23 protein-coding genes are annotated in these 25,399 nt (G+C 46.5%); 8 read left to right on the top strand and 15 right to left on the bottom strand.

What is annotated here, in order from left to right:
- The 3 genes from QUA04_RS21760 to QUA04_RS21750 form a co-directional block, all read right to left on the bottom strand.
- Nucleotides 1-502: DUF202 domain-containing protein (locus QUA04_RS21760; protein ID WP_333260555.1), on the bottom strand; the 502-nt coding region annotated here is incomplete at its 3' end.
- Between the two features lie 220 nt (nucleotides 503-722).
- Complete coding sequence (locus QUA04_RS21755) at nucleotides 723-2,138, bottom strand: LCP family protein (protein ID WP_333260553.1); 1,416 nt, start codon at nucleotides 2,136-2,138, stop codon at nucleotides 723-725.
- Nucleotides 2,139-2,242: 104 nt separating this feature from the next.
- Nucleotides 2,243-2,617: a hypothetical protein gene (locus QUA04_RS21750; protein ID WP_333260551.1), complete on the bottom strand. Its 375-nt coding sequence runs from the start codon at nucleotides 2,615-2,617 to the stop codon at nucleotides 2,243-2,245.
- A 243-nt stretch (nucleotides 2,618-2,860) separates the two neighbouring features.
- Here QUA04_RS21750 and rpe point away from each other — a divergent pair, with 243 nt between their 5' ends.
- Complete coding sequence (rpe, locus tag QUA04_RS21745; protein ID WP_006632078.1) at nucleotides 2,861-3,562, top strand: ribulose-phosphate 3-epimerase; 702 nt, start codon at nucleotides 2,861-2,863, stop codon at nucleotides 3,560-3,562.
- 96 nt (nucleotides 3,563-3,658) lie between these two features.
- Here rpe and QUA04_RS21740 read toward each other — a convergent pair whose 3' ends face one another.
- From QUA04_RS21740 to QUA04_RS21720, 5 genes are all read right to left on the bottom strand, one after another.
- On the bottom strand, nucleotides 3,659-4,441 hold the full coding sequence (locus QUA04_RS21740) for a DsbA family protein (RefSeq protein WP_333260548.1): 783 nt from the start codon (nucleotides 4,439-4,441) through the stop codon (nucleotides 3,659-3,661).
- A 422-nt stretch (nucleotides 4,442-4,863) separates the two neighbouring features.
- Nucleotides 4,864-5,376, bottom strand: coding sequence for a hypothetical protein (locus QUA04_RS21735; protein WP_333260546.1), 513 nt, complete (start codon nucleotides 5,374-5,376; stop codon nucleotides 4,864-4,866).
- Nucleotides 5,377-5,492: 116 nt separating this feature from the next.
- A complete protein-coding gene (locus QUA04_RS21730) occupies nucleotides 5,493-5,936 on the bottom strand; it encodes a hypothetical protein (RefSeq protein ID WP_333260557.1) in 444 nt (147 codons plus the stop codon).
- Between the two features lie 77 nt (nucleotides 5,937-6,013).
- Nucleotides 6,014-6,196 carry a CsbD family protein gene (locus tag QUA04_RS21725; protein WP_006632074.1) on the bottom strand — a complete coding sequence of 61 codons (183 nt, stop codon included), beginning with the start codon at nucleotides 6,194-6,196 and terminating at the stop codon, nucleotides 6,014-6,016.
- 378 nt (nucleotides 6,197-6,574) lie between these two features.
- Complete coding sequence (locus QUA04_RS21720; protein ID WP_333260541.1) at nucleotides 6,575-6,781, bottom strand: hypothetical protein; 207 nt, start codon at nucleotides 6,779-6,781, stop codon at nucleotides 6,575-6,577.
- Between the two features lie 555 nt (nucleotides 6,782-7,336).
- Here QUA04_RS21720 and urtA point away from each other — a divergent pair.
- A complete protein-coding gene (gene urtA, locus QUA04_RS21715) occupies nucleotides 7,337-10,264 on the top strand; it encodes an urea ABC transporter substrate-binding protein (RefSeq protein WP_333260539.1) in 2,928 nt (975 codons plus the stop codon).
- A 229-nt stretch (nucleotides 10,265-10,493) separates the two neighbouring features.
- Here urtA and QUA04_RS21710 read toward each other — a convergent pair whose 3' ends face one another.
- Together QUA04_RS21710 and QUA04_RS21705 are read right to left on the bottom strand one after the other, a co-directional pair.
- On the bottom strand, nucleotides 10,494-11,186 hold the full coding sequence (locus QUA04_RS21710; RefSeq protein ID WP_333260536.1) for a histidine phosphatase family protein: 693 nt from the start codon (nucleotides 11,184-11,186) through the stop codon (nucleotides 10,494-10,496).
- 296 nt (nucleotides 11,187-11,482) lie between these two features.
- Nucleotides 11,483-11,965, bottom strand: coding sequence for a hypothetical protein (locus tag QUA04_RS21705; protein ID WP_333260534.1), 483 nt, complete (start codon nucleotides 11,963-11,965; stop codon nucleotides 11,483-11,485).
- Between the two features lie 184 nt (nucleotides 11,966-12,149).
- Between QUA04_RS21705 and uvrB the strand changes: the two genes are divergently transcribed.
- Entirely contained in the window at nucleotides 12,150-14,162 is a 2,013-nt protein-coding gene (uvrB, locus tag QUA04_RS21700; protein WP_333260531.1) for an excinuclease ABC subunit UvrB, read from the top strand.
- Between the two features lie 72 nt (nucleotides 14,163-14,234).
- Here uvrB and QUA04_RS21695 read toward each other — a convergent pair whose 3' ends face one another.
- The 5 genes from QUA04_RS21695 to QUA04_RS21675 all read right to left on the bottom strand — a co-directional run bounded on the left by QUA04_RS21695 (nucleotide 14,235) and on the right by QUA04_RS21675 (nucleotide 18,026).
- Nucleotides 14,235-14,612: a type II toxin-antitoxin system PemK/MazF family toxin gene (locus tag QUA04_RS21695; RefSeq protein ID WP_333260528.1), complete on the bottom strand. Its 378-nt coding sequence runs from the start codon at nucleotides 14,610-14,612 to the stop codon at nucleotides 14,235-14,237.
- On the bottom strand, nucleotides 14,596-15,276 hold the full coding sequence (locus tag QUA04_RS21690; RefSeq protein WP_333260524.1) for a DUF433 domain-containing protein: 681 nt from the start codon (nucleotides 15,274-15,276) through the stop codon (nucleotides 14,596-14,598). Before QUA04_RS21690 ends, QUA04_RS21695 begins: the two co-directional genes overlap by 17 nt.
- An 89-nt stretch (nucleotides 15,277-15,365) precedes the next feature.
- Entirely contained in the window at nucleotides 15,366-15,713 is a 348-nt protein-coding gene (locus QUA04_RS21685) for a hypothetical protein (protein WP_333260522.1), read from the bottom strand.
- Between the two features lie 590 nt (nucleotides 15,714-16,303).
- Nucleotides 16,304-16,828 (bottom strand): hypothetical protein, encoded by a 525-nt coding sequence (locus QUA04_RS21680; protein WP_333260519.1) that lies wholly within the window; start codon nucleotides 16,826-16,828, stop codon nucleotides 16,304-16,306.
- Between the two features lie 160 nt (nucleotides 16,829-16,988).
- Complete coding sequence (locus QUA04_RS21675; protein WP_333260516.1) at nucleotides 16,989-18,026, bottom strand: NADP(H)-dependent aldo-keto reductase; 1,038 nt, start codon at nucleotides 18,024-18,026, stop codon at nucleotides 16,989-16,991.
- A gap of 209 nt (nucleotides 18,027-18,235) precedes the next feature.
- Between QUA04_RS21675 and QUA04_RS21670 the strand changes: the two genes are divergently transcribed.
- The 5 genes from QUA04_RS21670 (at nucleotide 18,236) to QUA04_RS21650 (ending at nucleotide 25,302) form a co-directional block, all read left to right on the top strand.
- A complete protein-coding gene (locus QUA04_RS21670; protein WP_333260513.1) occupies nucleotides 18,236-19,396 on the top strand; it encodes a DegT/DnrJ/EryC1/StrS family aminotransferase in 1,161 nt (386 codons plus the stop codon).
- A gap of 149 nt (nucleotides 19,397-19,545) precedes the next feature.
- A complete protein-coding gene (gene crtB, locus QUA04_RS21665) occupies nucleotides 19,546-20,421 on the top strand; it encodes a cyanoexosortase B (protein WP_333260510.1) in 876 nt (291 codons plus the stop codon).
- Nucleotides 20,421-21,140 carry a cyanoexosortase B system-associated protein gene (locus tag QUA04_RS21660; RefSeq protein WP_333260507.1) on the top strand — a complete coding sequence of 240 codons (720 nt, stop codon included), beginning with the start codon at nucleotides 20,421-20,423 and terminating at the stop codon, nucleotides 21,138-21,140. Before crtB ends, QUA04_RS21660 begins: the two co-directional genes overlap by 1 nt.
- Before the next feature lie 129 nt (nucleotides 21,141-21,269).
- The gene (locus QUA04_RS21655; RefSeq protein ID WP_333260505.1) at nucleotides 21,270-22,847 is read left to right on the top strand and encodes a polysaccharide biosynthesis/export family protein; all 1,578 of its coding nucleotides are present in this window, start codon (nucleotides 21,270-21,272) and stop codon (nucleotides 22,845-22,847) included.
- Nucleotides 22,848-23,019: 172 nt separating this feature from the next.
- Entirely contained in the window at nucleotides 23,020-25,302 is a 2,283-nt protein-coding gene (locus tag QUA04_RS21650) for an AAA family ATPase (protein WP_333260500.1), read from the top strand.
- The last annotated feature ends 97 nt before the right edge of the window (nucleotides 25,303-25,399 follow it).

The following is a 25,399-nucleotide window of genomic DNA, read 5'->3' as shown; positions in this document are numbered from 1 at the left end:
ACTGAATCTGTCTTGAGTACTCGTTCTGGTCGGATTCCTCCTTCTCTTGTGCCACGCTAACCCCGTGAACTTCTACGAATTGAGAGTTTTTAGGAGTTGAAGTGGGAGCTATATTTCCGCGCTCTCGCCATAGCAACAACGGAATGCTTAATGTTCCTAAAATCATTACAACTCCAGTCAGAATCCAAACTAGCACACGATTGGGGCGATAATCACCTCGCTCAATTTGCCAGAATACTCGATTATAACGCCATGCTGCTAAGGCAATCACCGCAATCCCCAAAACGACCAGACTCAGCCCTAAAGTTTCGGAGTTGAAGAAGGGAGGGGAGGAAACTTCTTGCTGAGTCACTGTAGCTTGAAATTGACGGAGAAATAAACTGAACCGAGCGATCGCAAACCCAAAACCAATTAAAGCGAGTGAAGTTCGTAACCATGCAAGGAACGTGCGTTCATTTGCTTGATGTTCCCGCTGTCGGTCTATTTTAGAACCCTTGTTCATCCACCCTACCTTTATAAAATATCTTAAGCTTTCCCTCCTTGATTATTGTTTCAGTTCAGATTGCGGAGGGAAGTATCGGTATTGCGATCGTGATTCATCATCACCAAAAAATATAGTATCAGTAAATCAACAAAAAAGCGATCGCCTCCATCTCTACCAACATAAAATAATAGGACACAGCATTGCTGTGTCCCTACAAATACCCCAGTTATAATCCAGTTTAAAAAGACTTAGCCGCACCGCCGGACTGAGCCTTTTTCTCCAACCAATCCTTACCCAATCTAATTGTCACGTCGGACTGCAAAGAACCGGTACTCTCAACCAGCACATCTCCAAAACCCAAAAACTGGCGAATCGCTTGAGCACCTTTAATATCGCCCTGTTGAGCTACTAGAGTAGTTACATCCAGCGGTTCCGGCCAAGCTTTATAAACCTGAACATTCCGATAACCGGCTTGAGTCAAATTATTGACAAAAGCTTCAACAGCCGATGGATCTCCGGTACTATCTTGAATCGCCACATTCAGAAAAGTCGAATCAGCATTCTCAATTGTCCAAGTATTTTGGCCGAAGTCAAAATGTTCTGCCACCATAGTTTCGATGGCATTTTTGTCTGGCAACCAAAAACTAGCCTTGTAATCCTTAGAATCGCTGAACCGGCCGGGAACCATCAACATCTGCACGCTAGCGCGATCGGTTTGAGTAGCAAAACCAGCTAAAGCGACCAATTCTTCTATACTCAAATTGGTGTCGAGGTGAGACTGAATCACCGACAAAATCTTCGGCAAGCGAGACAGCAAACCTACATTAACTTCCTGTTCCACAAAAGCCCGCATCAACAATTGCTGGCGCTGCACCCGCCCAATATCGCCCAAATCGTCGTGCCTATAAAGCAAGTATTGCACGATTTGTTGGCCGGTGAGTTTCTGCTTGCCAGCCTTTAAATCTATATATAGATGCTGGCTTTCATCGGTATACTTCATGTCTTTAGGGACATTAATAGTAATGCCACCCAGGGCATCTACCAAACTTTTGATGCCTTGAATATTGACTGTGACATAGCGGTCAATTCCCACCCCGCCCAAGAGTCCGCTGACTGCCTTCGCTGACGAAGCTGGGCCCCCGTAGTAATTAGCTTCGTTGATTTTCACCTCGCCCCTACCTTCAACATAGGTGCGGGTGTCTCGCGGAATGGAAAGCACGCTTAATTTTTTATTTTGAGGGTCAAATCTAACCAACAGCATGGTATCGGTTAACCCCTTGAAAGAGTTTTGCCAGACATCGTATCCCTGCTCCTTATCGGGATGGCCGTCGATGTCTGAACTCAGAACTTTAAGTCCTAAAACTAAAATATTAACTGGGCGAGTCAGCTCCGGCATCTTCATGTTGAGCTTTGCCATGTCGCCTTGAGAAAACACCGCCGCTTCTTCAGGGCTCAACTTTTGTTGCTGAAGCGGCGTTGTAGAAAGGGAAACGGCTAGCAATGCTCCGGCTGTAGCTGAGAGCATGGCTACTCCAGCCAAACCAAAACCAAAACCCAGCCAACGGCCTCGATGGGGCTGGGAAGCTTTTTTGGTTGCAGGTTGAGCAGTTGATTGTTGGATAGGGTCTTGATTAGGAATTTTTTGAGCTGGCACTGGCTTCCTCACACACAACAAAAATAAAAAAGATAATGGCAATATGTAGTATCAAGCTGAAGACGCAATCAATCAATAGGGTATGGGCTTAAAATAACCCTAAATTATGATAAATGTTTGCCTACTACTTGCTCGGCTACGCGACTAATTCCGGGCAACCATAGTGGTTGACGCTTCCAGAGGCGAATCATCAGTCCCAGAGCAACGATGAAATAGCTGGTTGTTAGCAGGCTACTCATTAATAACATGGGAAGTGTCGGAGATTCCGCAGAAATCGCTCCCGCTTCTAAAAGAATATGTCCTAAGAGCCAACTAAAAGCAAGGGCAATTGCTAAGCGGCTGACGGCTTTGCGTTCGGGACTACCCTGACGGCGGTAAAGAGTCCACAGGGCGGGGAAAAAGCCGATGACTGGGATCATTAATACAAACAGACTGGCACGATCGAGTTCAGGATTTTCTAAGGGATCTGTTTTTTTCATAATTCGGTACTCAAAATTTGCAGAAGGTCAGATGTTGCACACAAGTTATTTGTTAGAGGGAAAATTTATATCCTAAACCAAAATTCCGAGAGCTGGGCTGGGGCGATCGCTAAACTTGTCTGTCAGAGGCAAAATTTTTCTGCCCCCCCAATCTCGCGACCGATCGTTGGCAACTTTTCGACCCGGAGACCCGTATTTTGATAAACTGGATACAGCACAGCAGTCAGGAGAACAGACTTAGCCATGACCCAATCCCAAAAACCCATCGTTATTGCTCCATCCATATTATCAGCCGATTTTAGCCGTCTTGGAGAAGAGATTCAGGCTGTCGATCGAGCTGGGGCTGACTGGATTCACGTAGATGTGATGGACGGTCGCTTTGTTCCTAATATTACTATCGGGCCGCTGATTGTTGAGGCAATTCGCCCCGTTACTACCAAGGTGATCGATGTCCACTTGATGATTGTGGAGCCGGAGAAGTACGTCGAGGACTTCGCTAAGGCTGGTGCTGACATTATTTCGGTTCACGCCGAGCATAATGCTTCACCTCACTTGCACCGCACCCTCGGCCAAATTCGGGAATTGGGCAAAATGGCTGGTGTGGTTCTGAATCCTTCGACGCCGCTGGAGTTGATCGAGTACGTGCTGGAACTTTGCGATTTGGTGCTGATTATGAGCGTCAATCCGGGCTTTGGTGGTCAAAGTTTTATCCCGGCTGTTTTGCCGAAAATTCGCCAGTTGCGTAAAATGTGCGACGACAAGGGCCTCGATCCTTGGATTGAGGTAGATGGCGGTTTGAAGGGGAACAATACTTGGCAGGTTCTGGAAGCGGGCGCAAATGCGATCGTCGCTGGTTCTGCTGTGTTTAAGGCGAATGATTACGCAGCGGCGATCGAGGGTATCCGCCACAGCAAGCGTCCGACTCCTGAGTTGGCTGCGGTTTAATCAAAGATTTTTCGAGTTTTTCTGGTTTTTCTCGTTCCCAGCCCAAGTAGGCTGGGAACGAATTTTTAGACTCTGTTTCCAAGAGTCATGAATTACTTATTTCGAGACAGAGGCGAGAATGCTTTCCATCTCAGAAAGCTCGATCGCCCCGGAGAAAGTTTGGCCGTTCATAATAAAAAATGGAGTGCCTTCAATACCCAGTTGTTGAGCAAGTTGCACGTCTTTCCCAATGGCGGCTTCGGCAGCAGGGCTGTTGCGATCGGTGTTAAATTTATCTAATTTTAGATTGAGCTTTTGGGCGATCGATGTGTACAATGGCTCGCCTAACTCTTTCTGCCCTTCAAACAAAGCGTTGTAGTATTCCCAGAATTTGCCCTGCTGTTGGGCAGCCCAAGCTGCTTTAGCTGCTGGCAGCGCTTGAGGGTGAATTGAAGTCAAGGGAAAATGCTTGTAAGCTAAAGTAACTTTGTCCTGGTGTTTTGCCATAAACTGCTTGACAGTATCGTGAGCGCGCGCGCAAAACGGACATTGAAAGTCAGAGAATTCTAAAAGTACAATCTGCTGCGAAGCTGAACCAGTGCTGGGAGAATCCCCGATCGCAGATTTGGGATTAGTTTTCATCTCCTGCAAAAATGACTGCTGCGCTGCTTTGAGAGACTGCTGCTGCTGTTGCTGGTACGCTTGTACTGACTCTATAATTGCTTGCGGGTTTTCGCGGATAATCTGCAAGACTTGCTCTTTCAACTTGGGATCGACTGAATTGCCAGCCGCTGACTGCGCGGGGGAACAACCGATAAATACCAGGCAACCTGCCAGGAGTACAGCCAAGCAGAAAGCTTGCTGGCTGCGGAGTTTTCGCCAAATAGTGGATACGTTCATCTTTTTTTTCTGATTCACGGCAACACTTAATCCTACATTTAATTTTGCGGAGTGTCAGGTATACCGCAGTTTACTGTTGTGCAGCTATTTTGAGCTTTGAGCAATAATTAGTAATTCGTAATCGGTCATTGGCAAGGTTTTTTACTTACCCGAACAGCTACCGCCCCAATAATAATTAAGATTTAAACAATCGGGATTTAGTATTATAATATTATGTTCCGTCGAAGGAGCGCCATCAAAGATGCTTGTAGTGAGGACTAAAGTTTGAGTGAGTTTTATAATGACTAAAATCCTCCCTAAAAACGCGATCGCAGTTATTTTAGTACAGGACTAGATATAAAAAATAAAAGGACGATCACCGAGCGATCGTCCTTTTATTTGCTGCACGTATTATCCGCTTTTAGGCTTGTGTGAATCCAAGATTATTTGCGGTTGTTGAGCCATTTAGCAGCAACTATTCCCAAAATACCCGCAACAACTGGATTGCCCAAAAACTTCATCAAACTCGGCTGTTCTGCCAGCACTTCTCGGAAAATATCCGGGTGACTGTGATAGGTAAACGAGGCCAGCTTGGTAACATCGTCAGCATTCATGCGGCTGGCGTGGTGGGTAGAAAGTCCTAGCTGCTTTTCCAATGTGCGATCGTCCAATCCTCTCTTGCCCAACTGCTTGAAGAATTCCCGGGCTACATCGTCACGTTCGTTTGGCTTAATTTGGGCGATCGCCTTTTGCAATTCCGGTTCCAACTGCGCCGGCGGGAGGGAGTCGTGATTCAGGGAACGCCCGAATAATTGTTTGCGCTGAGCAGGCGAAGTTCTCTGAGCAAAATCGTCAAAGTTTTCGTAATCTTCACCAGTTGTCTCCGGCATCATTTCTCGATCGCCCTGGGCTAAATCGTTCATGATTTGACGCTTGTAATTATCGCTGCTACTCATGGTAACTCTCTTCCAATCTACACAACATTTCAGTCTTAAATTGAGATGGTTTCGCGTTCAAAAAAATGCGGAATATTAAACCGCCGCGCGGCTATCATTTAAGCTTGCTAACCCGGTCAAGACTTGTATTCAATCTGATTTGATTGCTGGTCGTACTTCGCAGTCAAAATCAGTTTTTTGTCAGGAGCGTAAACCAAAACACTTACATCCTGATTTGGGAAATTGCGGTGAAAACCTTGTGCTAAAGATTTCGCCAAATCTTTCACTTCAGTCGGGCGGACTTGCGGGGTAATTACAACTCCCAATTTGTTATTGTCGCGGACGTAAGCATCCTGAACCAAGCCCTTAGCTGTTTTTGTTACCCATTGACCAAAATCTTGACCTGCGGCAGTATTACCACGTTCTAGCTGCGCGTAATAACCCTGACTGCCACCAATTGCTACAGGTACATCACTCGGTTTTTGGGCTGAAACACTGGGCGCACAGGCAGTAGTAACTGCCAGCATTAATACCAAAAGTACGCCCGCAATTATTTTGCGACTCTGCTGCAATAAACTCACCTTTTTTCCTCCGTTCACGAAACATTTGGAATACTTGAAAGGGTCAGGTTGCTCGACCCTCTCAATTAGTATTAGGCTTAGTCTAGTTTCTTTTTGAGCTCATCTTTTACATCTTCGATGGCGTGACCAGCTTCAGCTTTTGCCTGCTTGGCTTTGCCTTCTGCTTTATCCTTCGGGTCGCCAGTAACATTGCCTAGGGCTTCTTGAGCTGCGCCTGCGATGTTGTTGCCAGTTGCCTTTGCTCTATCTTCAGTGCTCATTGGTTTCTCCCTATCTGTATCTAATCAGACATTTTTTACTTAATAAACTCATCATAGGTAACTAGGAGCTGCGTTGCACTCTACCTCTAGGAAGAAACAATGAAGAAAGAATGAATAGGGAACAGGGAAGATGGAAAAATTATTTTTCAATTTTAGACGGACGGCCACTTTCATACTTATCGGCTTTTTTTACAGTTTCTGCTGGCTGTAATCAAGTATTTTTGTAAAAAACTGCTGGAGAGTCGCCCGTGCGTCCAAGACTATTTGTTTAAACCCAAAAGAATTTATAATTTTAAAATTATATTTAATTCTGCCTTAAAAACGCGGGTGTGGGCAAGACCGCATCTTACCCACACCCGAAAAAATTCCGTATTAGTTTTAATCTACCTTGTGATGACATTCTTCATCTATTTTGTGCTGAAGTTCTTCTTTCAACTGTTCGACAGCGCGCATAGTTTGAGCATCTTCTTGTTTTTGCTGACCGAGGGCTTTTTCTGTTTCCTCGCCGAGCAATATTTCCCTAGATTTTGGTAGCGTGACTTGATTTTCGCTGCCAGTGTGGGTCGCGTTTTCTTGACTATTCATTAGTTTTTCCCCTATTTTTGCAAAATTTATTTTTAACAAGGGTACTTAGAAGTTAACCTTATACTTATAATAAGGGAAATCACGAAGACTTTCCTCTGTCTGAAGGGAGATAGGGGCTGGTGAAGAGTTTTGAGTTTTGAGTTTTATAGTTAAGATAAATTACGGAAACTTCCATTAGCCCGAAATGAGATAGGGGAAGGGGAATATGGCGTGAGATTGCTTGGTGGGTCGCAAGGCGCGGGCAGTGAATGAGTGGGTGAAAGGGGAGGAGGGGGGAGAATTTTTCTGCGGCGCGCCATAAGTACCTTTTGTCGTTTGTTTGATGAGGCTGTTTCGAGAGCCGTAAAAGATGAAGAGAGAAATAGGCGACAGATTTAGTGCAGACTTAAGTCAGATGTAGAGCAGTTTGACCGTTAAAATCAACAGAGTGCCGCAATTGGCAAGTTGTGTCGCGCTCGGGTTAAATAATCTGCTAAACAAGACTTAGCCTCAAGGCTAACTTCCTGCCGGAGCGAACTAAAATTTCTGTTATTAGTAAAAAGTATCTAAAACCCTATGGGAGCAAGGAGCAGTAACCCCCTCGAAGCAGTCGGCCCGACTCGTGAGCCGATCAAAATAGGCGTGTTGCATTCGCTGACGGGCACGATGTCCATCAGCGAAATTTCTGTTAAAGATGCGACGCTGTTGGCTGTTGAGGAAATTAATGCGGCGGGAGGGGTGCTTGGACGCCCCTTGGAAGCGGTTATAGAAGATGGAGCCAGCGATTTGCAAACTTTTGCTCAAAAAGCTAAGCAATTGCTCCTAGAAGCGCAGGTGGTTGTGGTATTTGGCTGTTGGACTTCGGCGAGTCGCAAAGCTGTACAGCCGGCTTTCGAGCACGGCAGTGGGTTGCTGTTCTATCCGGTGCAGTATGAAGGGCTAGAACAGTGTCCGAATATTTTCTACACGGGTGCTGCCCCGAACCAACAGATTGTGCCTGGGGTGAATTACTTGCTGGCACAGGGGAAGCGGAAAATTTTCCTGTTGGGTTCGGACTATATCTTTCCCCGGACGGCAAATCGGATTGTGAAAGCTCAACTGGCGGCACTAGGGGGAGAGTTGGCGGGGGAAGTGTATCTGCCGCTAGGATCGAGGGAAGTGGGCGAGGCGATCGCACATATCTTAGCAGTGAAACCAGATGCTATTCTCAACACTCTCAACGGCGACAGCAATGTGGCTTTTTTCCAAAAGCTGCGGGAAGTTGGCTTGAAACCCGATGATTTGCCGGTGATGTCGGTCAGCGTAGCAGAAGAGGAAGTGCGGGCGATCGGGCCGTCCAATATTGCTGGACATTTGGTGGTATGGAACTATTTTCAAACGGTGGATACACCGGAAAATCGTAAATTTGTCAAGGCCTATAAAGCCCGATACGGGGAAAATCGAGTCACGGATGACCCGATCGAAGCCGCTTATTTGGGCGTTTACCTGTGGAAGCAAGCAGTAGAAAAAGCTGGTTCGACAAATGTGGTTAAAGTCAGGGCGGCTGCTAAAAATATTGAGTTTGCAGCGCCTTCGGGCAAGGTAAAAATAGATGCCCAAACTCAGCATATCTGGAAAACAGTGCGGATTGGCAAGGTGAGGGTGGATGGTCAAATTGAGGAGATTTGGAATTCCGGTGCACCGGTGCAGCCAGATCCTTTTCTCAAGGGTTATCCTTGGGCGGCGGCACTTGCTACGAGGGGGATTTCTTTGGGAACTCGGGCGTCTTTGAGCGGGCTGTTTGTGATCTTGGTACTGATAACTTGGATGGCGGTGGGAGTCGGGTGGATCGGTTCTGTGGAGATGAAGAACTATTTGCTGACAATAGAGGCTGCCTCACATCCGGCGGCGGGGGTTTCTGAGGCAGCAATGGCGGTGCTGGTGCAGCAAACTCTCTTTGTGGCGAGCCGCACTCAGCACTGGCTGCTGGCAGCTTTGGGTTTGAGTTTGATCGCGGGGATAGTGGCATTTGTGTCGGTTTCGGCAATTATTCGGAATCTCGGCTTGCTGCGGGAAACTGCCGAACAGATGGCAAGCGGTGATTTGACGGCTCGATCGCCTGTGGTTTCTAATGACGCGATCGGGGTGCTATCTTCTACTCTCAATACCATGGCTCAGCAAATTAGCAGTTTGCTCAACGGTTTGGAAGTGCGGCAGCGGCAGCTAGAGGAACGATCGGGGGAATTGGAAGTCGCTAAGAATGCTGCCGAAGCTGCCAACCGGGCGAAAAGCACTTTTTTGGCAAATATGACTCACGAGTTGCGGACGCCCTTGAATGCGATTATCGGCTACAGCGAGCTGCTGCAAGAAGAGGCTATGGAACTCGGCGAAGAAGAGTTTGTGATGGATTTGGCAAGCATTAATATGGCAGGCAAGCAGTTGCTCACCATTATTAGTGACATCCTAGATATTTCTAAAATTGAAGCAGGAAAGATGACTCTTTTCTTGGAGACTTTTGAGGTGTTGGATTTGATCGAGCAGGTTGTCACTATTGTTCAACCGACGCTAGGGAAAAATGGCAATACTTTGATCGTCAATTGCGATCGCAATATTGGCACGATCTACTCCGATTCGTCGAAGCTGCGGCAAGCGCTGTTGAATTTGGTGAGCAATGCTGCTAAGTTTACCGATCAAGGCAAAATTACGATTAATGTTTGGAAGGAAGAAGGGGAGGTTTTGCCGATCGGCAATTCCGAAGAACTCTCGGCAGATCCTTCTCGGTGTCAACAGCCTTCGATCGTCTTTCAAGTAACCGATACCGGCATTGGCATGACTGAGGATCAGGTGTCGAGGCTGTTCGGAGCTTTCGCTCAAGCGGACGATTCTACTACCCGCAAATACGGCGGCACCGGTTTGGGGCTGACAATTAGCCGGAAGTTTTGCCAGATGATGGGCGGAGACATTACGCTTGAGAGCAAGTTTGATTGCGGTTCTACTTTTACGATCAGGTTGCCGGTGGTGGTAAAAACCCAGAAAGAACCGGCGCCCGATCCAGAAATCGAACCAATGCAGCCGAAGCCTTCCGAGAAGTTAGACACGAGTGTAGTGGCGACAGAAGCGAAGCCACCAGTAGTGCGATCGCAACCGCTGGATCTGCCGGATGCTGCTACTGTGCTGGTGATTGACGACGATCCGGACGCGCGGGATTTGATGACCCGCTGCTTGTCTAAACAGGGATTTCGGGTGCGATCGTCGGCTAGCGGTCAAGGGGGGCTTCTGTTGGCTAAGGAGTTGCTGCCAGACGCGATTATTCTGGACGTGATGATGCCAAGTATGGACGGCTGGGCGGTGCTGTCGGCATTGAAAGCCGATCAAGATTTGGTTGATATTCCAGTGATTATGATAACTTTTTTGGACGACCAAAATCAGGGGTTGGAATTGGGAGCGGCTGAGTATGTGAGGAAGCCTGTCGATTACAAGCGCTTTGCTGCTTTATTAAGCAAATATCAGGGTCTGGGGAAGTAGTTATTAGTCATAAATTCTGGTTGCACGAGCAAGATATTGTTGACTGTTAACTGGTGGCTGTTGACTAAAATTATGGGAGTTCCTGAATCACGGTATGAAAATAGATAAGTTGGAAATTCCGAAGATGTTCTGAGGCGCTAGTTTCATTTTTTGCAGATTGAGTCGTTCATACCATAAATCAGCAACGCGACTCTGGCGTTGGTTGGGTCATGGTTGCAGTGAAGGTAGGTTACGAAGGTCGATCGGCTGCATCGATCGCCACAGTTGCATCGGGTGCTACCGATTCTAGCTCTGGTGGCAGATGATTGGTGATGAAGGAACTCCAGTGAGGTATCCCACCGGAATCAAATTCCATCTGCAAAATTGACGCATTCGGTACTGGAAAGCCTCGCGAAAATCCCAAAAGCCGAGTCATCGCCACGGCATCAATTACCGTTGGGTTAGCCAAAATCTGCCATAGCATTGCTTTGATAAAAAATCCATGTGAAAAGACAACTACAAAACCGGATTGTTGTTGTAACTGGTTCAGGGTAGTTCGGACTCGTTCCATCAGTTGAACCAACGATTCGGCATTGGTTCCATCGACATATTGAGGGTCGCAGCGGTCCCAGTAAGCTTTGCTCAAAGGTTTGCGAGCCTGGGTTGTGGTTGGTCGATCGAGCTGTAGACCCAGATAGGTAAATTCCTGAACTTGCCAAACCTCAACGGGTGTATGTGGAAATTGTTCAATCAATGGTTGAGCAGTAAGTTGTGTTCTCAGATAAGGTGAAATCACAATCTTGTCTGGAGTTTGTTTAACGGCGGTTGGAATACATCTTGATTGTCGATCGCCCAATTCACTTAAGGCATTTTCATGAGGTCCAATAGTTGCCAACCCTGCATTGGATTGACTTTGACCATGACGAATAATCCAAATAGACACGGTTTGATATTCCCTCTCATTTAGGGTAAAAATCACTTCTAGGGTGTTGCTGAATCACGGGATGAAAATAGATAAGTTGGAAATTCCGAAGATGTTCTGACCCGCTTGTTTCATTTTTTCCAGATAGAGTTGTTCATACCATAAATCAGCAACGCCGATTGTTAAAATTGGCAGGGTTAAATAAATCACTTGAGACGATTCAATTGCTCGATCGCGTTCGTCAATAACTTCTCTAAAAATGTTTCATTAGCCATTAGTTAACAGCCAAAAACTAATAACTAATGACTAATGACTAATTAATCTAAGAAGCCCATTAATGCCGAGCTATCGTCAATTTCGTTTGAGGCAATGGGGCGGTTTCCTCCCATTGTGGAGTACACTTCATCAATGTGCAGAGTGCTGATGCCAATAGGGCGGGCACCAGACATACTGAACATTTCGCTGACTTGCATGGCGCTAGAGCCGATCGGGCGATTGCCGAGTGTAGCAACCACTTCAAAGTCGCTGGATTCGACTGGGCGATTGCCTACAGTGCCGTAGGTTTCGCTGAGGTGCAGGGTGCTAGTGCCGATCGGGCGGTTCCCCGATATCGAGACGGTCTCGCTGATGGTAAAATCGTCAGGGCCGACGGGGCGGTTGTCATGCATGAGTTGAGGCCGATAAAGTTGAATTCCTGTTGCTTTGGCATCCGTGGGTTCTGTCGGTTGGCTTTTGGAACCTCCTTTGCCGCGGCGGGCGAGTGCTTTGCCTTTACCTGTACCTGTGCTCCTCGTATCCATAATTCTTTTCCTCGCTTATTTTTGGGTGTTGATTGCTGGGTGCGGACAACTGCTTTTCTTGGCTTTCTGCTTTCTATTTCGGCCGATGATTAAAATAATATTACAAAGTCTAACTATTTTTTTAACGAAATTGCAGAATCTCTGCATTTTTGTTAAGATTTATGGGTAATAGCTACATTTTCCTATGGTAACTGCGGCAGCATCTTTTCAATTGCAAGCGCCCTTCCAGCCCACAGGCGACCAACCGCTAGCGATCGCCCAACTCGTCAAAGGCATCGAAGCCGGGGATCGATTTCAAACCTTACTCGGTGCCACAGGTACGGGCAAAACCTTCTCCATTGCCTCGGTGATTGAAAAAGTCGGCAGACCCACCTTAGTCCTAGCACACAACAAAACCCTGGCAGCTCAACTGTGCAACGAACTGCGAAATTTTTTCCCGAACAATGCAGTCGAATACTTTGTCAGTTATTACGACTACTACCAACCTGAAGCATACATCGCCGTCACCGATACTTTCATTGAGAAAACGGCAGCAATTAACGACGAGATAGATATGCTGCGGCACTCCGCCACGCGATCGCTCTTTGAACGCCGCGACGTAATTGTAGTTGCTTCAATTAGCTGCATCTACGGTTTGGGAATGCCCGCAGAATACTTGAAAGCATCTATCCCTTTGCGAGTAGGAATGCAAGTCAACCAGCGGCAAATTTTGCGCGATTTAGTTAACGTCCAATACAGCCGCAACGATATAGATTTAGGCAGAGGCAAATTTCGCGTTAAAGGCGATGTTTTGGAAATCGGCCCCGCTTACGAAGATAGAATTATTCGCGTTGAATTCTTCGGGGACGAAATAGATGCCATTCGCTACCTTGACCCGGTAACAGGTAAAATCCTGCAAAGTTCAACGGCTTTAAATATCTATCCAGCGCGCCACTTTGTCACGGCGGAAGATAAATTAGAGGCAGCTTGCCAAGGAATAGAACTCGAATTAGAAGACCGGCTGGCAGAATTTGAAAAACAGGGTAAACTCTTAGAAGCTCAGCGGTTGGAACAGCGCACTCGCTACGATTTGGAAATGCTGCGCGAGGTAGGTTACTGCAACGGAGTCGAGAATTATTCGCGACATTTAGCGGGGAGAAATGCCGGGGAACCGCCAGAATGTTTGATTGATTATTTCCCGAAAGATTGGATGTTGGTGATAGATGAATCTCACGTCACGGTGCCGCAAATTCGGGGAATGTACAACGGCGACCAAGCGCGAAAAAAAGTATTAATTGAACACGGTTTCCGCTTGCCCAGCGCGGCAGATAACCGCCCTTTAAAAGCAGAGGAATTCTGGGCAAAAGAGAATCAGTGCATCTTTGTTTCTGCTACGCCTGGGGATTGGGAAATGGAGATATCTGAAGGCAGAGTTGCAGAGCAAGTAATTCGCCCTACCGGAGTAATAGATCCGACTATTTTCGTGCGCCCGACGGAAGGACAAATTGATGATTTGTTGGGGGAAATCAAGGACAGAGTAACTCGGGACGAGCGAGTTTTGGTGACGACTTTAACCAAGCGGATGGCGGAAGATTTAACCGAATATTTGCAGGAAAGGGGAATTAGAGTGCGGTATTTGCACTCGGAAATCCAGTCGATTCAACGCATCGAAATTATCCAAGATTTGCAGGATGGTAAGTTTGATGTATTGATTGGTGTTAACTTGCTGCGGGAAGGTTTGGATTTGCCGGAAGTTTCGCTGGTGGTAATTTTGGATGCGGATAAAGAGGGGTTTTTGCGCTCGGGACGTTCGTTGATTCAAACGATTGGAAGGGCGGCGCGGCACGTTCAGGGACAGGCTATTTTGTACGCGGATAATTTGACGGATAGTATGGTTAAGGCGATCGACGAAACGGATCGACGCCGGGGGATTCAGCTAGCGTACAATAAGATGCACGGGATTACGCCGCAGCCGATCGCCAAAAAGCGATCGAGTAATGCGATTTTGGCATTTTTGGATGTGTCGCGCAAGCTGAATTCTCAGCAGTTGGAGGAGGTTTACGAACAGGTAAACGAGTTATCTTTGGATGAGATTCCTCAGTTAATCGGGCGCTTGGAAGCGCAGATGAAGGCGGCGGCTAAGAAGTTGGAGTTTGAGGAGGCGGGTAAATTGCGCGATCGGATTAAGCATTTGCGGGATAAGCTATTGGGACATTAAGCTTTTTGTCAGAGAATTGAGGGGAGTTTTTAACCGCAGATGCACGCAGATAAACGCTGATGAAGAGAGAATTCAAAAGCTAAACATGGCTTTTAGTCCATTGGCGATCGGCTGATACTCTTCTGCGGTTAAATCTCCTCGGTAGCCCAAAACACGCTTTATGTCCACAGCGCGTATTTGATCCAGCAACACTGTAGAGTCATAGCGTATGTTTCCCATTCCAGCCTGAAGCTGCGGATATAGCGTTGAGTTTCGTGCCGCCCAATCTCCTTGTTGTGTGGTCAAGGGAACGACTATTACCAGCGAAAACCGCGTTATTCCTGTGACATTTGGCAAAGCTACAATTACGGCAGGTCGAGTGTTTTCCTGTTCGCGACCGGGGGGAATTTGAGCCGGGAAGTTAACTAGCACTACAGCCCTCACCTGCAAAAAATTAGGTGGCTGACTCACAAATTTTTTCTACCTTTTGATTAGCCATGTCGATGAGGTTTGTTTCTTGAATCCGCCACGCAGCATAGGCTAGAACTTCTTTAAAGTCTTCTTCTTCAAGTTCGGGATAAGTTTGGCGTATTTCTGCTATCGAATAGTGAGACGCCATCATTGAGATGATAGTTTCAACAGTTATGGGTAAGTTGCGAATGCAAGGTTTTCCCGCCATGAATTCTGAATCGGAGGTAATTCTAGTAAATTGCTGGATATCTTCTTTGCTAGTCGTTGCACTTTCATTGTCCTGAATTACTATTCCAACTCCGGGAATAAAACGCACAGGCTTTGTGCCTTCGAGGGGGTCTACATCTCCCCAATCATAGGGGGGAATTTCATTATCGACGAGGTAAAGTTGACGCCAAGGCGATTTTGCCAATGCTTCCTCAGAAATGTCAGGAAAAAATATTAGCACTTCTGCGATGCCGACTGGAAAACCATTGAGTTTGCTCAAGCCATCTATAATGGCGGCTAGGACGGATAAGTCTAGATGGCTGAGCTTTTCTGCTTTTTCGATCAGTTGGTATACGGTTTCAGGATTGAGTGTTTCGCCCACAGCTTCGACTAAGTTTTCGGGGGTGAAACCTCGACATTTCAAGTATTCGGCTAGTTGTAAGCGAATTGTACTCATGGGTTTAGTTGAGAAATATTTTAGGGTGAAGTGCGATCGCCCTTTACCATTGTCCTATTTTTGGATGGGAAGGGCGATCGTACTTTCTATCAGATTCCTAGTCTATCTGCTGCATATTCGCGAGCGTGACAATCTGCGTTTGATGTACCATCGTTATCCCAGGCATTTGGCTGCCAATCACGTTCGCGCCTCAAGTCATCTATTTCTTGTTGCTGTTCAAGGACTTTTTGCTCAAAAAATTGGATAGTTTTATCCTTAGCTTTGATAGTTTCATCCTTTGCCTCGTTTTCCTCAAGCAGACTGCGGTTCCACTCCGCCAAAGCGCGGTACGACTCCGCCAAAGCACGGTTCGACTCGGCTAAAGCAGAGAGGGTTTTCTTAGTCTGCCGAAGGTTGGTGTACAACGACTCGCATTGTGGAGTATAATTATGGGACATATATTTCAAAAGTTACGTTAACTTGTGGTGGTCTGAAGTTGAGATGTCAAACCACCTTGAGTTTGCTAGCTAAAGCAAGGCCTCTGTCTGAATCGTTACTTCAGCCGGGCCTTTTCCGTATCAGATATGATTTGCTATTGCAAAAACTACAAGACATTAAAGCGTTGTCTTTCTTACACTTGGCAATGTGAGGAAGTTTTGTTTGAGCTTGTATTTTAAGAATTTAACATTCGCTCGGTGAATTGTCAAGCGATAAATAAGACCGTTTGTTTTCTTTATTACGGAGATTTAAACATCCGATTGCCGACATTCGATGCCGCTTTAATCTAATACGCTTGAATAACCGCATATACGGGGCTATGGGTAAAGTGGATGCCAACTCAACCTCAATTTGCCGACATCCGATGCCGCTTTAATCTAATAGGCTTGAATAGCGCAGTCTACCGGGCTATTATGGTAAAATGGATGCCACAATCAACCTAAATCTCTATTAAGAATTGAAACCTGAGTGAATTGATTGCGGGCAGATAGGGCAAGGGTTTCAGAAATATTAAAAAAAGGCCGATCGCCCAAAACACCACCCAAACGAACTACTTGCTCAATACCGCAGTATCCGTACTGCTAGCAAAAGCCGGACGAATAAATTCCTCCTTCTCTTCCAGCGTGATGTAACCCTTATCTACAGCTAGCGGCATCACTTCCTCAAGAAAACCTCTGAGCACATCTAATACGTGAGTGCGATCGCACTCAAACTGCTTTTCCCAGCACGAAGTCCCAAACTCGATCCAAGTGCAGTTAATCTTATTGTCGATGGGTAGCAACATAATAGTGAACCAACTCTCACCAAAGTCTATTTCTATTGGTTTACCTTGCGATAGCTTCGCAATTTCCTGTGGAAAGTTATTCTCTATCATCATGCAAATATCTAAATCTAAAAATACCTCGATTTTATCATCACCTATTTCTATTAAAACTTTATGGTCGAACTCAAAGCAGAAACGTCGCCATCCCATTTCCAAATGAGAAAGCTCTCCCAATGGATCTTCAGGAGGTTCTGCGTAGTTTTCTAAGAAACGCTCGGATAATTTAAAATTAAATTTTTGACTGCTATTCATCGCTGTTCATCCTCAAGAATATAAAAACTTAATAAGTTGGGTTTCGTTTTGTGACCTCAACCCAACTTACTAATATCAAAATTGCGGTAAACTTTGCCTCTATTTCTTAGTCCGCGCAGGCGGAATTGTGTATAAAAGCGGTTTCAACCGCCGACATATCTTACGGTGTCGGATTCGGATACTTAGCGTGTACCGCATTGATTTCCGCTACAATCTCCTTATCCAAATTCACCTCCAAACTACCGATATTTTCCTCCAACTGTTCGAGACTGGTTGCACCGATAATTGTGCTAGTTACAAACCAGCGCGATCGCACATACGCCAAAGCCATCTGCGCCGGACTTATCCCATGTTTTCCCGCAATCTCAACATAGGCTTTTACCGCATCATTCAGATTAGTTTTATCGTAACGCTGACCAAACCCAGCGAATAAAGCCAACCTAGAATTTTCGGGAATTCCATTCAAGTATTTACCCGTTAACAGCCCAAACCCCAAAGGACTGTAAGCCATCAATCCCACATTCTTAAAACGGCAAGTTTCTGCTAAATTTAGGTGAAATGTGCGATTGGTCAAACTGAAAGCATTCTGAATCGAAACAACCTTCGGCAAACCGTGTTTTTCCGCCAACGTGCAAAACTCGCAAACTCCCCAAGGCGTCTCGTTGCTCAAACCTAAATAGCGGATTTTCCCAGCTTTAATTAAGTCAGCAAATACCTCTAACTGTTCCAAAATCGGTACCGTTTCGTGCTCTTGGGCGATGTCGTAATCCGGCGCGCCAAATAGCGGCACGTAGCGATCGGGCCAGTGGATCTGATAGAGGTCGATGTAGTCAGTTTGCAAGCGCTTCAGGCTGTCATTGAGGGCTTTTTCGACATTTGGGCGATCGATCTGATTTTTCCCTTCCCGAATCCACTTTAAGCGAGTGCTTCTGCCCGCTACTTTAGTCGCTATAATGACTTTATCCCGCTGCTGTTTCGTCAACCATTCCCCGATATATTCCTCTGTTTTTCCCTGAGTTTCCGCCTTTCCAGGGACGGGATACATTTCTGCCGTATCGATAAAGTTGATTCCTCTATCGATCGCCAAATCGAGCTGTTGGGCCGCTTCTGCAACGGTGTTCTGCTGGCCGTAAGTCATCGTACCCAAACAAATTTTAGATACTGATAAGTCGCTGTCGCCGAGTTTTTTGTATTCCATGATTGCGATTACTTGCTGCAAAATTCTCTGCTTCTATATTACAGAAAAAGTTTCATTTAGTTGCTCACTCACAAAAAACGACATGAGGCGCAGCTATTCTGTAAAAAAGATCCATTTTCTCTATGCTACTCTGCGCCCTCTGCGGTTAAAATTTTTGAAAAGCTATTTGCCCTTAAATGTTAATATAAATAATTACGTCCTGATAGTTTATGAGTAACCGCCAGCCCAAAGTTCCGTTTGTAAATCTCTCCTTGCAACACCAACCAATCCAATCCCAAATAGCAGAAGCAATTAGAAAAATTATCCAGGAAGGAGACTTTATTTTAGGCCAAGCACTCGCGGAATTTGAAACAGCATTTGCAGCAGCTTCTGGAGTAAAATACGGCGTAGGAGTCGCTTGCGGAACAGATGCGATCGCACTGGGACTCCAAGCTTGCGGCATTAATCCGGGCGACGAAATTATCATACCCGCTAACACTTTTATCGCCACCGCGATCGCCGTCCTCCAAGCCAAAGCTATACCTATTCTTGTAGATTGCGACCCGGAAACCGCCCTGATTGACCTCACAGCAGCCGAAACAGCAGTTACCTCGAAAACTAAAGCAATTATCCCCGTGCACCTTTACGGTCAAATGGTATCGCCCGGGCAGCTTTTAGATTTTGCAAAGCGCCACGATTTAATCATATTTGAAGATGCCGCCCAAGCGCACTTAGCCCACAGAGAAGGATACCGCGCGGGTTCCATTGGTAAAGCAGCAGCATTCAGCTTTTATCCCAGCAAAAACCTCGGTTCTTTTGGCGACGGCGGGATGTTAATTACTAACGATGCACAACTCGCAGAAAAAATGCGAACTCTCCGCAATTACGGAGCACCAAGCAAATATTTACACACAGAAATTGGTACCAACAGCCGCCTCGACAATTTGCAAGCCGCCGTGCTCAATGTTAAATTGCCTTATTTAGAAAAATGGAATCGCGATCGCACCGCGGCCGCCGAACACTACAATACTCTACTAGAACCCCTGAAACACAAAGGCATTGTACCGATCGCCAACCACAGCAGCAGCGGTCACATTTATCACCTCTATGTTATCAAAATTACTGAGGAAAGCTCGTTAGCGAAGCCCTCGAAGAGGATCGACCGCAACACCCTTCAGGAAAAACTCGCCCAACACGGCATTCAAACAGGCATACACTATCCCGTACCTTGTCACCTGCAACCCGCCTACCAAAACTTAGGCAATCGGGGCGACTTCCCCCGCGCAGAAACCCTGTGCGAACAAATTTTATCATTGCCAATGTATCCCGGATTGAGCAATACTCAGATCGAGCAAGTTGTTCGGGCGATCGTACTATCATTAAATTGCTAATTTTTCATAAAATTTATGCTGCAGGTGTTTCAAGCAGTAGGGTGTGGTTCTCAAAGCGTTTTGGTGGAGAATTAACAAATCTTTAACTCACAGTTTAAAACCCCAAAGCGTTGCTAATCCAGCGCGGCAATCTTAAAACTTCTCAAACCATGCACATCCAGCGCAAAATTCGCATTGTTTTCAAGCGATACCTCCTGGGGGAAGGTATCACGGTGCTTCTAGTGCTGCTGTACGCCCCCCTGCTAGTACACTGGTACGACGGCTGGTTGAACAAAAGCATCAGCATCGAACACGAATATTTCAGCCACGGACTAATTGGTTTACCCTACGCAGCTTATATTGCTTGGATGAACCGAAAGTGCTGGCGCAGCTTGCCCAACTCACCGCATCCTTTGGGAGGCTTATTGCTGGTACTAGCCACGCTTTTTTATCTGAGTCGCTTGAGCGATTTAGTAAATTTATCCCTCCCCGTAATGCTGGCCAGCATTTGCTTATCTTTAAAAGGAATTCCCGGCTTACAATTGCAGGCGATACCACTTTTGTTCGTATTTCTGGCCTCGCCGAACCACATTCCTTACCTCATAGAACCCTACGCCTTGCCCTTACAGCAATTCATTGCTGAAGCATCAGGCTGGATATTAATTAAGATTGGTATCAACGTGAGAGTGGAAGAAATTTATCTCTACGTAAACGAGCGCATTGTAGAAGTTGCTCCACACTGTGCAGGCTTAAAAATGCTGTTTACCAGTCTTTACGTCAGCTTAATTCTGCTGGATTGGACGGGAGTTTGGAACTCTCGCAAAAAAAGCCTTTTGTTTTTAGTGATTACATCCATTATTAGCATCACTTCCAACATTTTTCGCAATACTTTGCTAACTTACTTTCACGGAACCGAAAGAGAGGGGCTTTTTACTTGGCTGCACGCCGGATGGGGAGGAGATTTGTATTCTGCTTGTATACTAGGGTTATTGGTACTTCTCCTCAACGGGATGGAAAAGTATTTCCCAAGTCAGTCTGGCAATTAATGAAACAGATGATTTCAGCACAGAAACTACTGCGGCGGTATCAATTATCTAAAATTATGGTACTGGTGTTTTTGCTGGTATTAGTTGGGGCAGTAGCAATTCCCGGCTACGCGACGGGAAGGTGGCCTTGGACAAACCCGCCAACCCTTGCCAACCTCAAGCAATTAAGAAGTGTGCGCCAAAACGGGATAAAAATTCCTGGGTGGCAGGTTATAGCCGTTCAGAATAACGTCCAAATTGGCACTCACAGATGGTTAGTTGAAGAAATTAAAAAGGATAAAACAATTGCCATTTTATTGCTGTTGCCTCAAAATTACCCCAAAAACCAGCCCCAAGTGGAATGGCTAGATATCGATGGATTTCACCGATGGCAAACCGATTCTCATCGTACTTTGAGGTTTACAGTTAAATTAGCACCAATACCCGACCAGCCACCACCTACTGTCGAAGCCCGGTTTTTCCGAAGCTGGACTCCCCAACAAACTTTTGCTGTCGTGCAATGGTACGCTTGGCCTAACGGCGGTTCTCCAACAACCAGCCGCTGGTTTTGGGAAGACAGCATTGCTAGACTCTCGAACCGCCGCGCCTCTTGGGTTGCTGTCAGTATCATCCTTCCCATTCAACCGCAGGGCGATATTAAGATAGCTCAACCATTGCTAGAATCTATTGCCGAAAGTGTTCAGGCTAAATTAATTACAGAAACTTTTCGGTTTGAGTAAGCAGGTAGGTGCAAATAAATCTGCCTAGGGCGTGGGCCGGTTTTGCCAAAATCAACTGCTTCCTAGTAAATATCCGGATTCAACTCGCCCCTTAAATATCTTATTGTTTTTTCTCCTCGCTATATTTAGATGAAACTTACAAGTCAGGTCATTATTCAAAATATTACTTTTTTAAATCCTCTCAAAATGCGGGAAAAATCCACAATTAAAAATCGCCTCGCTTTTTCCTTGGCAGGTCTGTATTCAACTGCTTGGACTCTATCTTTTGCTGCTGTATTCTGGGGTTTTAATAGCAAAAATTTTTCGGAAACGGCTTTAGCTCAATCTGTTGTTCCAAAAGACGAGCGACTCGTGGCGCCACCGCCATTGCGTGTACCCCCACCGCCGCCTGCCAATTTCAACCGGGATATTAACCCAGCTTTTCGGAATCGGCCCTACCGCCTGGGCCCGGGAGACCAGATTTCTGTTCAAGTTCAGCGCTTCCCAGAGCTAGGTTTTACGGGTGCAATCAGCCCTGAAGGGGTAATTGTACTGCCGCTAATCGGAACAGTAAATGTGCGCGGTCTTACTGTCGAAGAATCACAGCAGCGCCTCCGGGAGCGCTTTGGCCAATTTATCAAAAATCCTCAAGTCTCGGCTGCTTTGCTGGTTCAGCGCCCCGTAGTGGTGACGGTGACGGGGGAAGTGGCCAGACCGGGTTTTTATGCGCTGCAAACCCCCCAGCTTCCTGCGGCTTTGGCGGCGGCTGCTGGGACTAATCCTACGGCGGAACTACGAGGGGTGCGGGTGCGGCGGACTCTGCCGGGAGGTGCTGTAGTGGAGCAAGTTGTTGATATTTTGACACCGTTGCAAACTGGTATTGCTCCGCCGGATTTGCGTTTGGAAGATGGAGATGCGATCGTCGTACCGTATAAACAGGTTACGCCCGATCGTAAATCCGATCAAGATTTAGCATCCAGGTACAGCCTCGCTGCTGCTGCTGTCCCCGTCCAAATCACTGTCACCGGAGAAGTCAGCAAACCGGGTTTTTACACGCTTCCGGCGGGTTCTGGTCGCATTTCGGCTGCTTTGGTGATTGCGGGGGGAGTCACGGGAAAAGCCGATTTACGGGCCGTGCGAGTGCGGCGGACTACGGTGGACGGCTCGTCGGTGGAGGAACCAATCGACCTCTACACTCCCCTAGCAAACGCTAACGATTTGTTCGATTTTCCTTTGGCATCGGGAGATGTGATTGTCATCCCCCAATTGGACGCTAGTACCAAAAACCTAGACTACGACAAAGCTCTGGTTTCGCGGTCTACTCTGATTAAGCCGAGGATCTACGTTCGAGTTTTGAGTTACGCTAGTGGTGGTTTGACCTCGTTCTACGTAGAAAATGGCAGCAGGTTTTTGGATGCTCTCAACAACTTGCCTGTTAATCTAGCTGACTTGCGGAAAATAGCCCTGATTCGGTTCGACGAAAAGCAAGGTAGAGCAATCAACCGTTCGATAGATGCTAAAGCTGCTTTGGAGGGCAATGTTTCTCAGAACCCGATGCTCGAAGATAATGATGTGATTGTGATTGGTAGGAATCTGGTAGAGCGGATTGGTTATGTACTCAATACTTTTACTCGACCATTCCGGGATACTTTGGGATTTATTCTGTTCTTTGAACAGTTGAGAAATGGGGTAACAGATCTGTTCGGCCCGTCACGTAATGATAGGTAGTCATACTATTTTTGATTTTCGATTTGAGATGGGGAATGACTTATGCGATATGGGTTTAGAGTGCAGGTCGAAAGTTCTAAGGTTTTTGGGAATGGGTATCATTTGTCATCAATCATTAGTTATCGTTAACAATTAGCAATCTAAAATCTAAAATCTAAAATCTAAAATCGTCATGACTTTATCCGTTGTTAAACGTTATTTAATTGCTTTCGACCAATACAAGTGGGTGGGACTGGCTACCCTCGCGGTGACTGTGGGCGTGTCGGGAGTAGTGGCTGTGCAGCCAAAGGCGGCGCCAGTTTACGTTGCAATAGGTACGCTGGCCTACGACAGACCGAGCGTGATTTTTTCATCGACTACTACTAAAATTCAACAGGAAGGACAAGAAATAACTAAAGATATGCTGCTGGATAAAATGGTGGTTAAACCAGCAGCAGAAAAACTCATCAAACCCGACGAAAAATTAAACAAAGAAGAAGCGGCAAAAAAAGTACAAGCTTTGGCTAAAAAGCTGGGAAAAGATGTGCAGATAAAGATGCCAAGTAAGAATAATGACCCCAGTGCTTTGATTCAAGTATTGTACAAAAATGCCGATCGTAAAAAAGCAGTAGAGGTAGTAGAGACGCTGATGCACGAAATGGTGGAGTACAGCAAAAAATTTAATACTTCTAGACTGCGAGCAACGATCACCCAAATTAACCAGCGTTTGCCGAAAGTAACTCAGGAACTTAGAGAGACGGAAGCAAAACTTGAAGCCTACGAAAAACGAGAAGGAACTTCAATTTTAGCAGCTCAGAGCGGTGCTTTGCCGCTAGCGATTACCAACAGCCAACAGCAGCAGCGGCAACTCCGCGTACAGTTGGGAGGAATTGAAGCTCAAATTAACAGTTTGCAGGAGCGCTTGGGATTGAATGTGGAGCAAGCTTACGTCGCTCAAGCACTCTCTGCCGATCCAATTATTGCCCAACTGCGAGTGCAATTGTTTTCGATCGAATCTCAGCTCAAAATTCTCCGCAGCGACTTGCAGGAGGAACACCCGAAAATTGTAGAATTGCTCAAACAAAAACAAGCTTTTGAGCAGCAGTTGCAGCAGCGACAATCTGAAGTGCTCGGCGGTAACGGGGTGGCGGCTCCGCTCAGAAGTGCCGCTCGAATTCGGGTAGACTCTTCTTTAGATCCGGCCCGACAGCAGTTAGCTCAAACTTTGATTGCTTTGCAAACGCAGCGGGATGCGGTGCAACAGCAACTCCAAGGAATCGAGAAAACTGAACAGCTATTGCGTCGGGAACACGCGACAATTCCCAACAAGCAGTTAGAACAAGCGCGGTTAGCCCAGCAAGTGGCGTTCAAAAAAGCTCTCTACGACAAGATGCAGTCGGCTTTGGTAGATGCTGAGGCGGCGGTAGCTGAGACAACGGGGAGTTTGAGAATCGCCCAATTTCCGCAAACTGATGACGTTGAGTCAAACAAGAGAGGTTTGCCCGTGATGCTGGCGGTGGGAGGATTTGTGGGATTGCTGCTGGGCGGGGGGTTGATATTTTTGTTGGGGATGCTCAACGGCAAGTTTTACAGTTGGGAAGAAGTGCGGGCGGCTTTGGTGGAGAAAGAGGTGCCGATACTGGCAGTTTTGCCTGAAGTGACGGTGTTTGATTCCTACGCCGATGAAATGCCTCTGGCCCTGGAGGCAAATTCTCCCTATTTGGAATTTTACGAGCGGTTGCGTACTAATTTGCGCCGGATCGGGAACAAACCGGTGAAGGTGGTGTTGCTGACTTCGGCGGCGCCTTTGGAGGGGAAAAGTTTTAGTGCTTACAATTTGGCAATTGCATCGGCTCGATCGGGTAAACGGACTTTGCTAATTGAAGCAGATTTGCGATCGCCTTCTAACGTTGAATCTTTGAAAATTTCTGCTGATCCTCTGGCGACGGTGGAACCTTTGCACTATTACGGCAATATTAGCGAGTGCGTTCTTTTGGTTCCAGAGGTAGAAAATCTATACGTTGTGCCGAGTCCCGGCTTTTTGCGACAGGCCTCCGCCGTACTAGAATCAAGCGAAATGCGGAGATTGTTTGAGGATGTTCGCAACCGCTTTGATTTTGTGGTTGTGGATTCTCCGGCTTTGAGCGAGTGCAACGACGCGCTGACGCTGGAACCGTACACAGACGGTATGATTTTGGTGGCGCGGCCTGGTTACACTTTGTCTAGTATGTTGTCTGAGGCTGCAGATCAGTTGCTGGAATCTGAGGATGAGGAGTCGAATAAATCCGGGCCGCGGCTGTTGGGAGCGATTATTAACGGTGCTGATATTCCGGTGAAGTTCCGCAATGATATTGATATTGATGAATGGGAGTTGCCTGTGAGTGCAATCGGCGATCGCGCGATCGAAGTGCGATCGAGGCAATTACCGCAGCAGTCAAAGCCTAAAAATAAGGCTATTAATAGTAAATTGAGATAATTTATCTGGCTTGATTCTTGTAACCCACATTCCGCAGATATTCAAGCAGAAGGAAAGGAAGATAGATTCGGAAACACAAAACTCCCAAACGATTGCC

The sequence above is a fragment of the Microcoleus sp. S13_C5 genome (assembly GCF_036700845.1).
Classification (GTDB): domain Bacteria; phylum Cyanobacteriota; class Cyanobacteriia; order Cyanobacteriales; family Microcoleaceae; genus Microcoleus.
This window is presented reverse-complemented; position numbering and strand designations above follow the sequence as displayed.

Coding starts and splice junctions, on each gene's coding strand:
- rpe (WP_006632078.1), top strand. CDS start 2,861: ATGACCCAATCCCAAAAACCCATCGTTATTGCTCCATCCATATTATCA.
- uvrB (WP_333260531.1), top strand. CDS start 12,150: ATGGTAACTGCGGCAGCATCTTTTCAATTGCAAGCGCCCTTCCAGCCC.
- QUA04_RS21685 (WP_333260522.1), bottom strand. CDS start 15,713: ATGTCCCATAATTATACTCCACAATGCGAGTCGTTGTACACCAACCTT.
- QUA04_RS21680 (WP_333260519.1), bottom strand. CDS start 16,828: ATGAATAGCAGTCAAAAATTTAATTTTAAATTATCCGAGCGTTTCTTA.
- QUA04_RS21675 (WP_333260516.1), bottom strand. CDS start 18,026: ATGGAATACAAAAAACTCGGCGACAGCGACTTATCAGTATCTAAAATT.
- QUA04_RS21705 (WP_333260534.1), bottom strand. CDS start 11,965: ATGGATACGAGGAGCACAGGTACAGGTAAAGGCAAAGCACTCGCCCGC.
- QUA04_RS21670 (WP_333260513.1), top strand. CDS start 18,236: ATGAGTAACCGCCAGCCCAAAGTTCCGTTTGTAAATCTCTCCTTGCAA.
- QUA04_RS21740 (WP_333260548.1), bottom strand. CDS start 4,441: ATGAACGTATCCACTATTTGGCGAAAACTCCGCAGCCAGCAAGCTTTC.
- QUA04_RS21725 (WP_006632074.1), bottom strand. CDS start 6,196: ATGAGCACTGAAGATAGAGCAAAGGCAACTGGCAACAACATCGCAGGC.
- QUA04_RS21735 (WP_333260546.1), bottom strand. CDS start 5,376: ATGAGTAGCAGCGATAATTACAAGCGTCAAATCATGAACGATTTAGCC.
- QUA04_RS21655 (WP_333260505.1), top strand. CDS start 21,270: ATGAAACTTACAAGTCAGGTCATTATTCAAAATATTACTTTTTTAAAT.
- QUA04_RS21720 (WP_333260541.1), bottom strand. CDS start 6,781: ATGAATAGTCAAGAAAACGCGACCCACACTGGCAGCGAAAATCAAGTC.
- QUA04_RS21690 (WP_333260524.1), bottom strand. CDS start 15,276: ATGAGTACAATTCGCTTACAACTAGCCGAATACTTGAAATGTCGAGGT.
- urtA (WP_333260539.1), top strand. CDS start 7,337: ATGGGAGCAAGGAGCAGTAACCCCCTCGAAGCAGTCGGCCCGACTCGT.
- QUA04_RS21650 (WP_333260500.1), top strand. CDS start 23,020: ATGACTTTATCCGTTGTTAAACGTTATTTAATTGCTTTCGACCAATAC.
- QUA04_RS21750 (WP_333260551.1), bottom strand. CDS start 2,617: ATGAAAAAAACAGATCCCTTAGAAAATCCTGAACTCGATCGTGCCAGT.
- QUA04_RS21660 (WP_333260507.1), top strand. CDS start 20,421: ATGAAACAGATGATTTCAGCACAGAAACTACTGCGGCGGTATCAATTA.
- crtB (WP_333260510.1), top strand. CDS start 19,546: ATGCACATCCAGCGCAAAATTCGCATTGTTTTCAAGCGATACCTCCTG.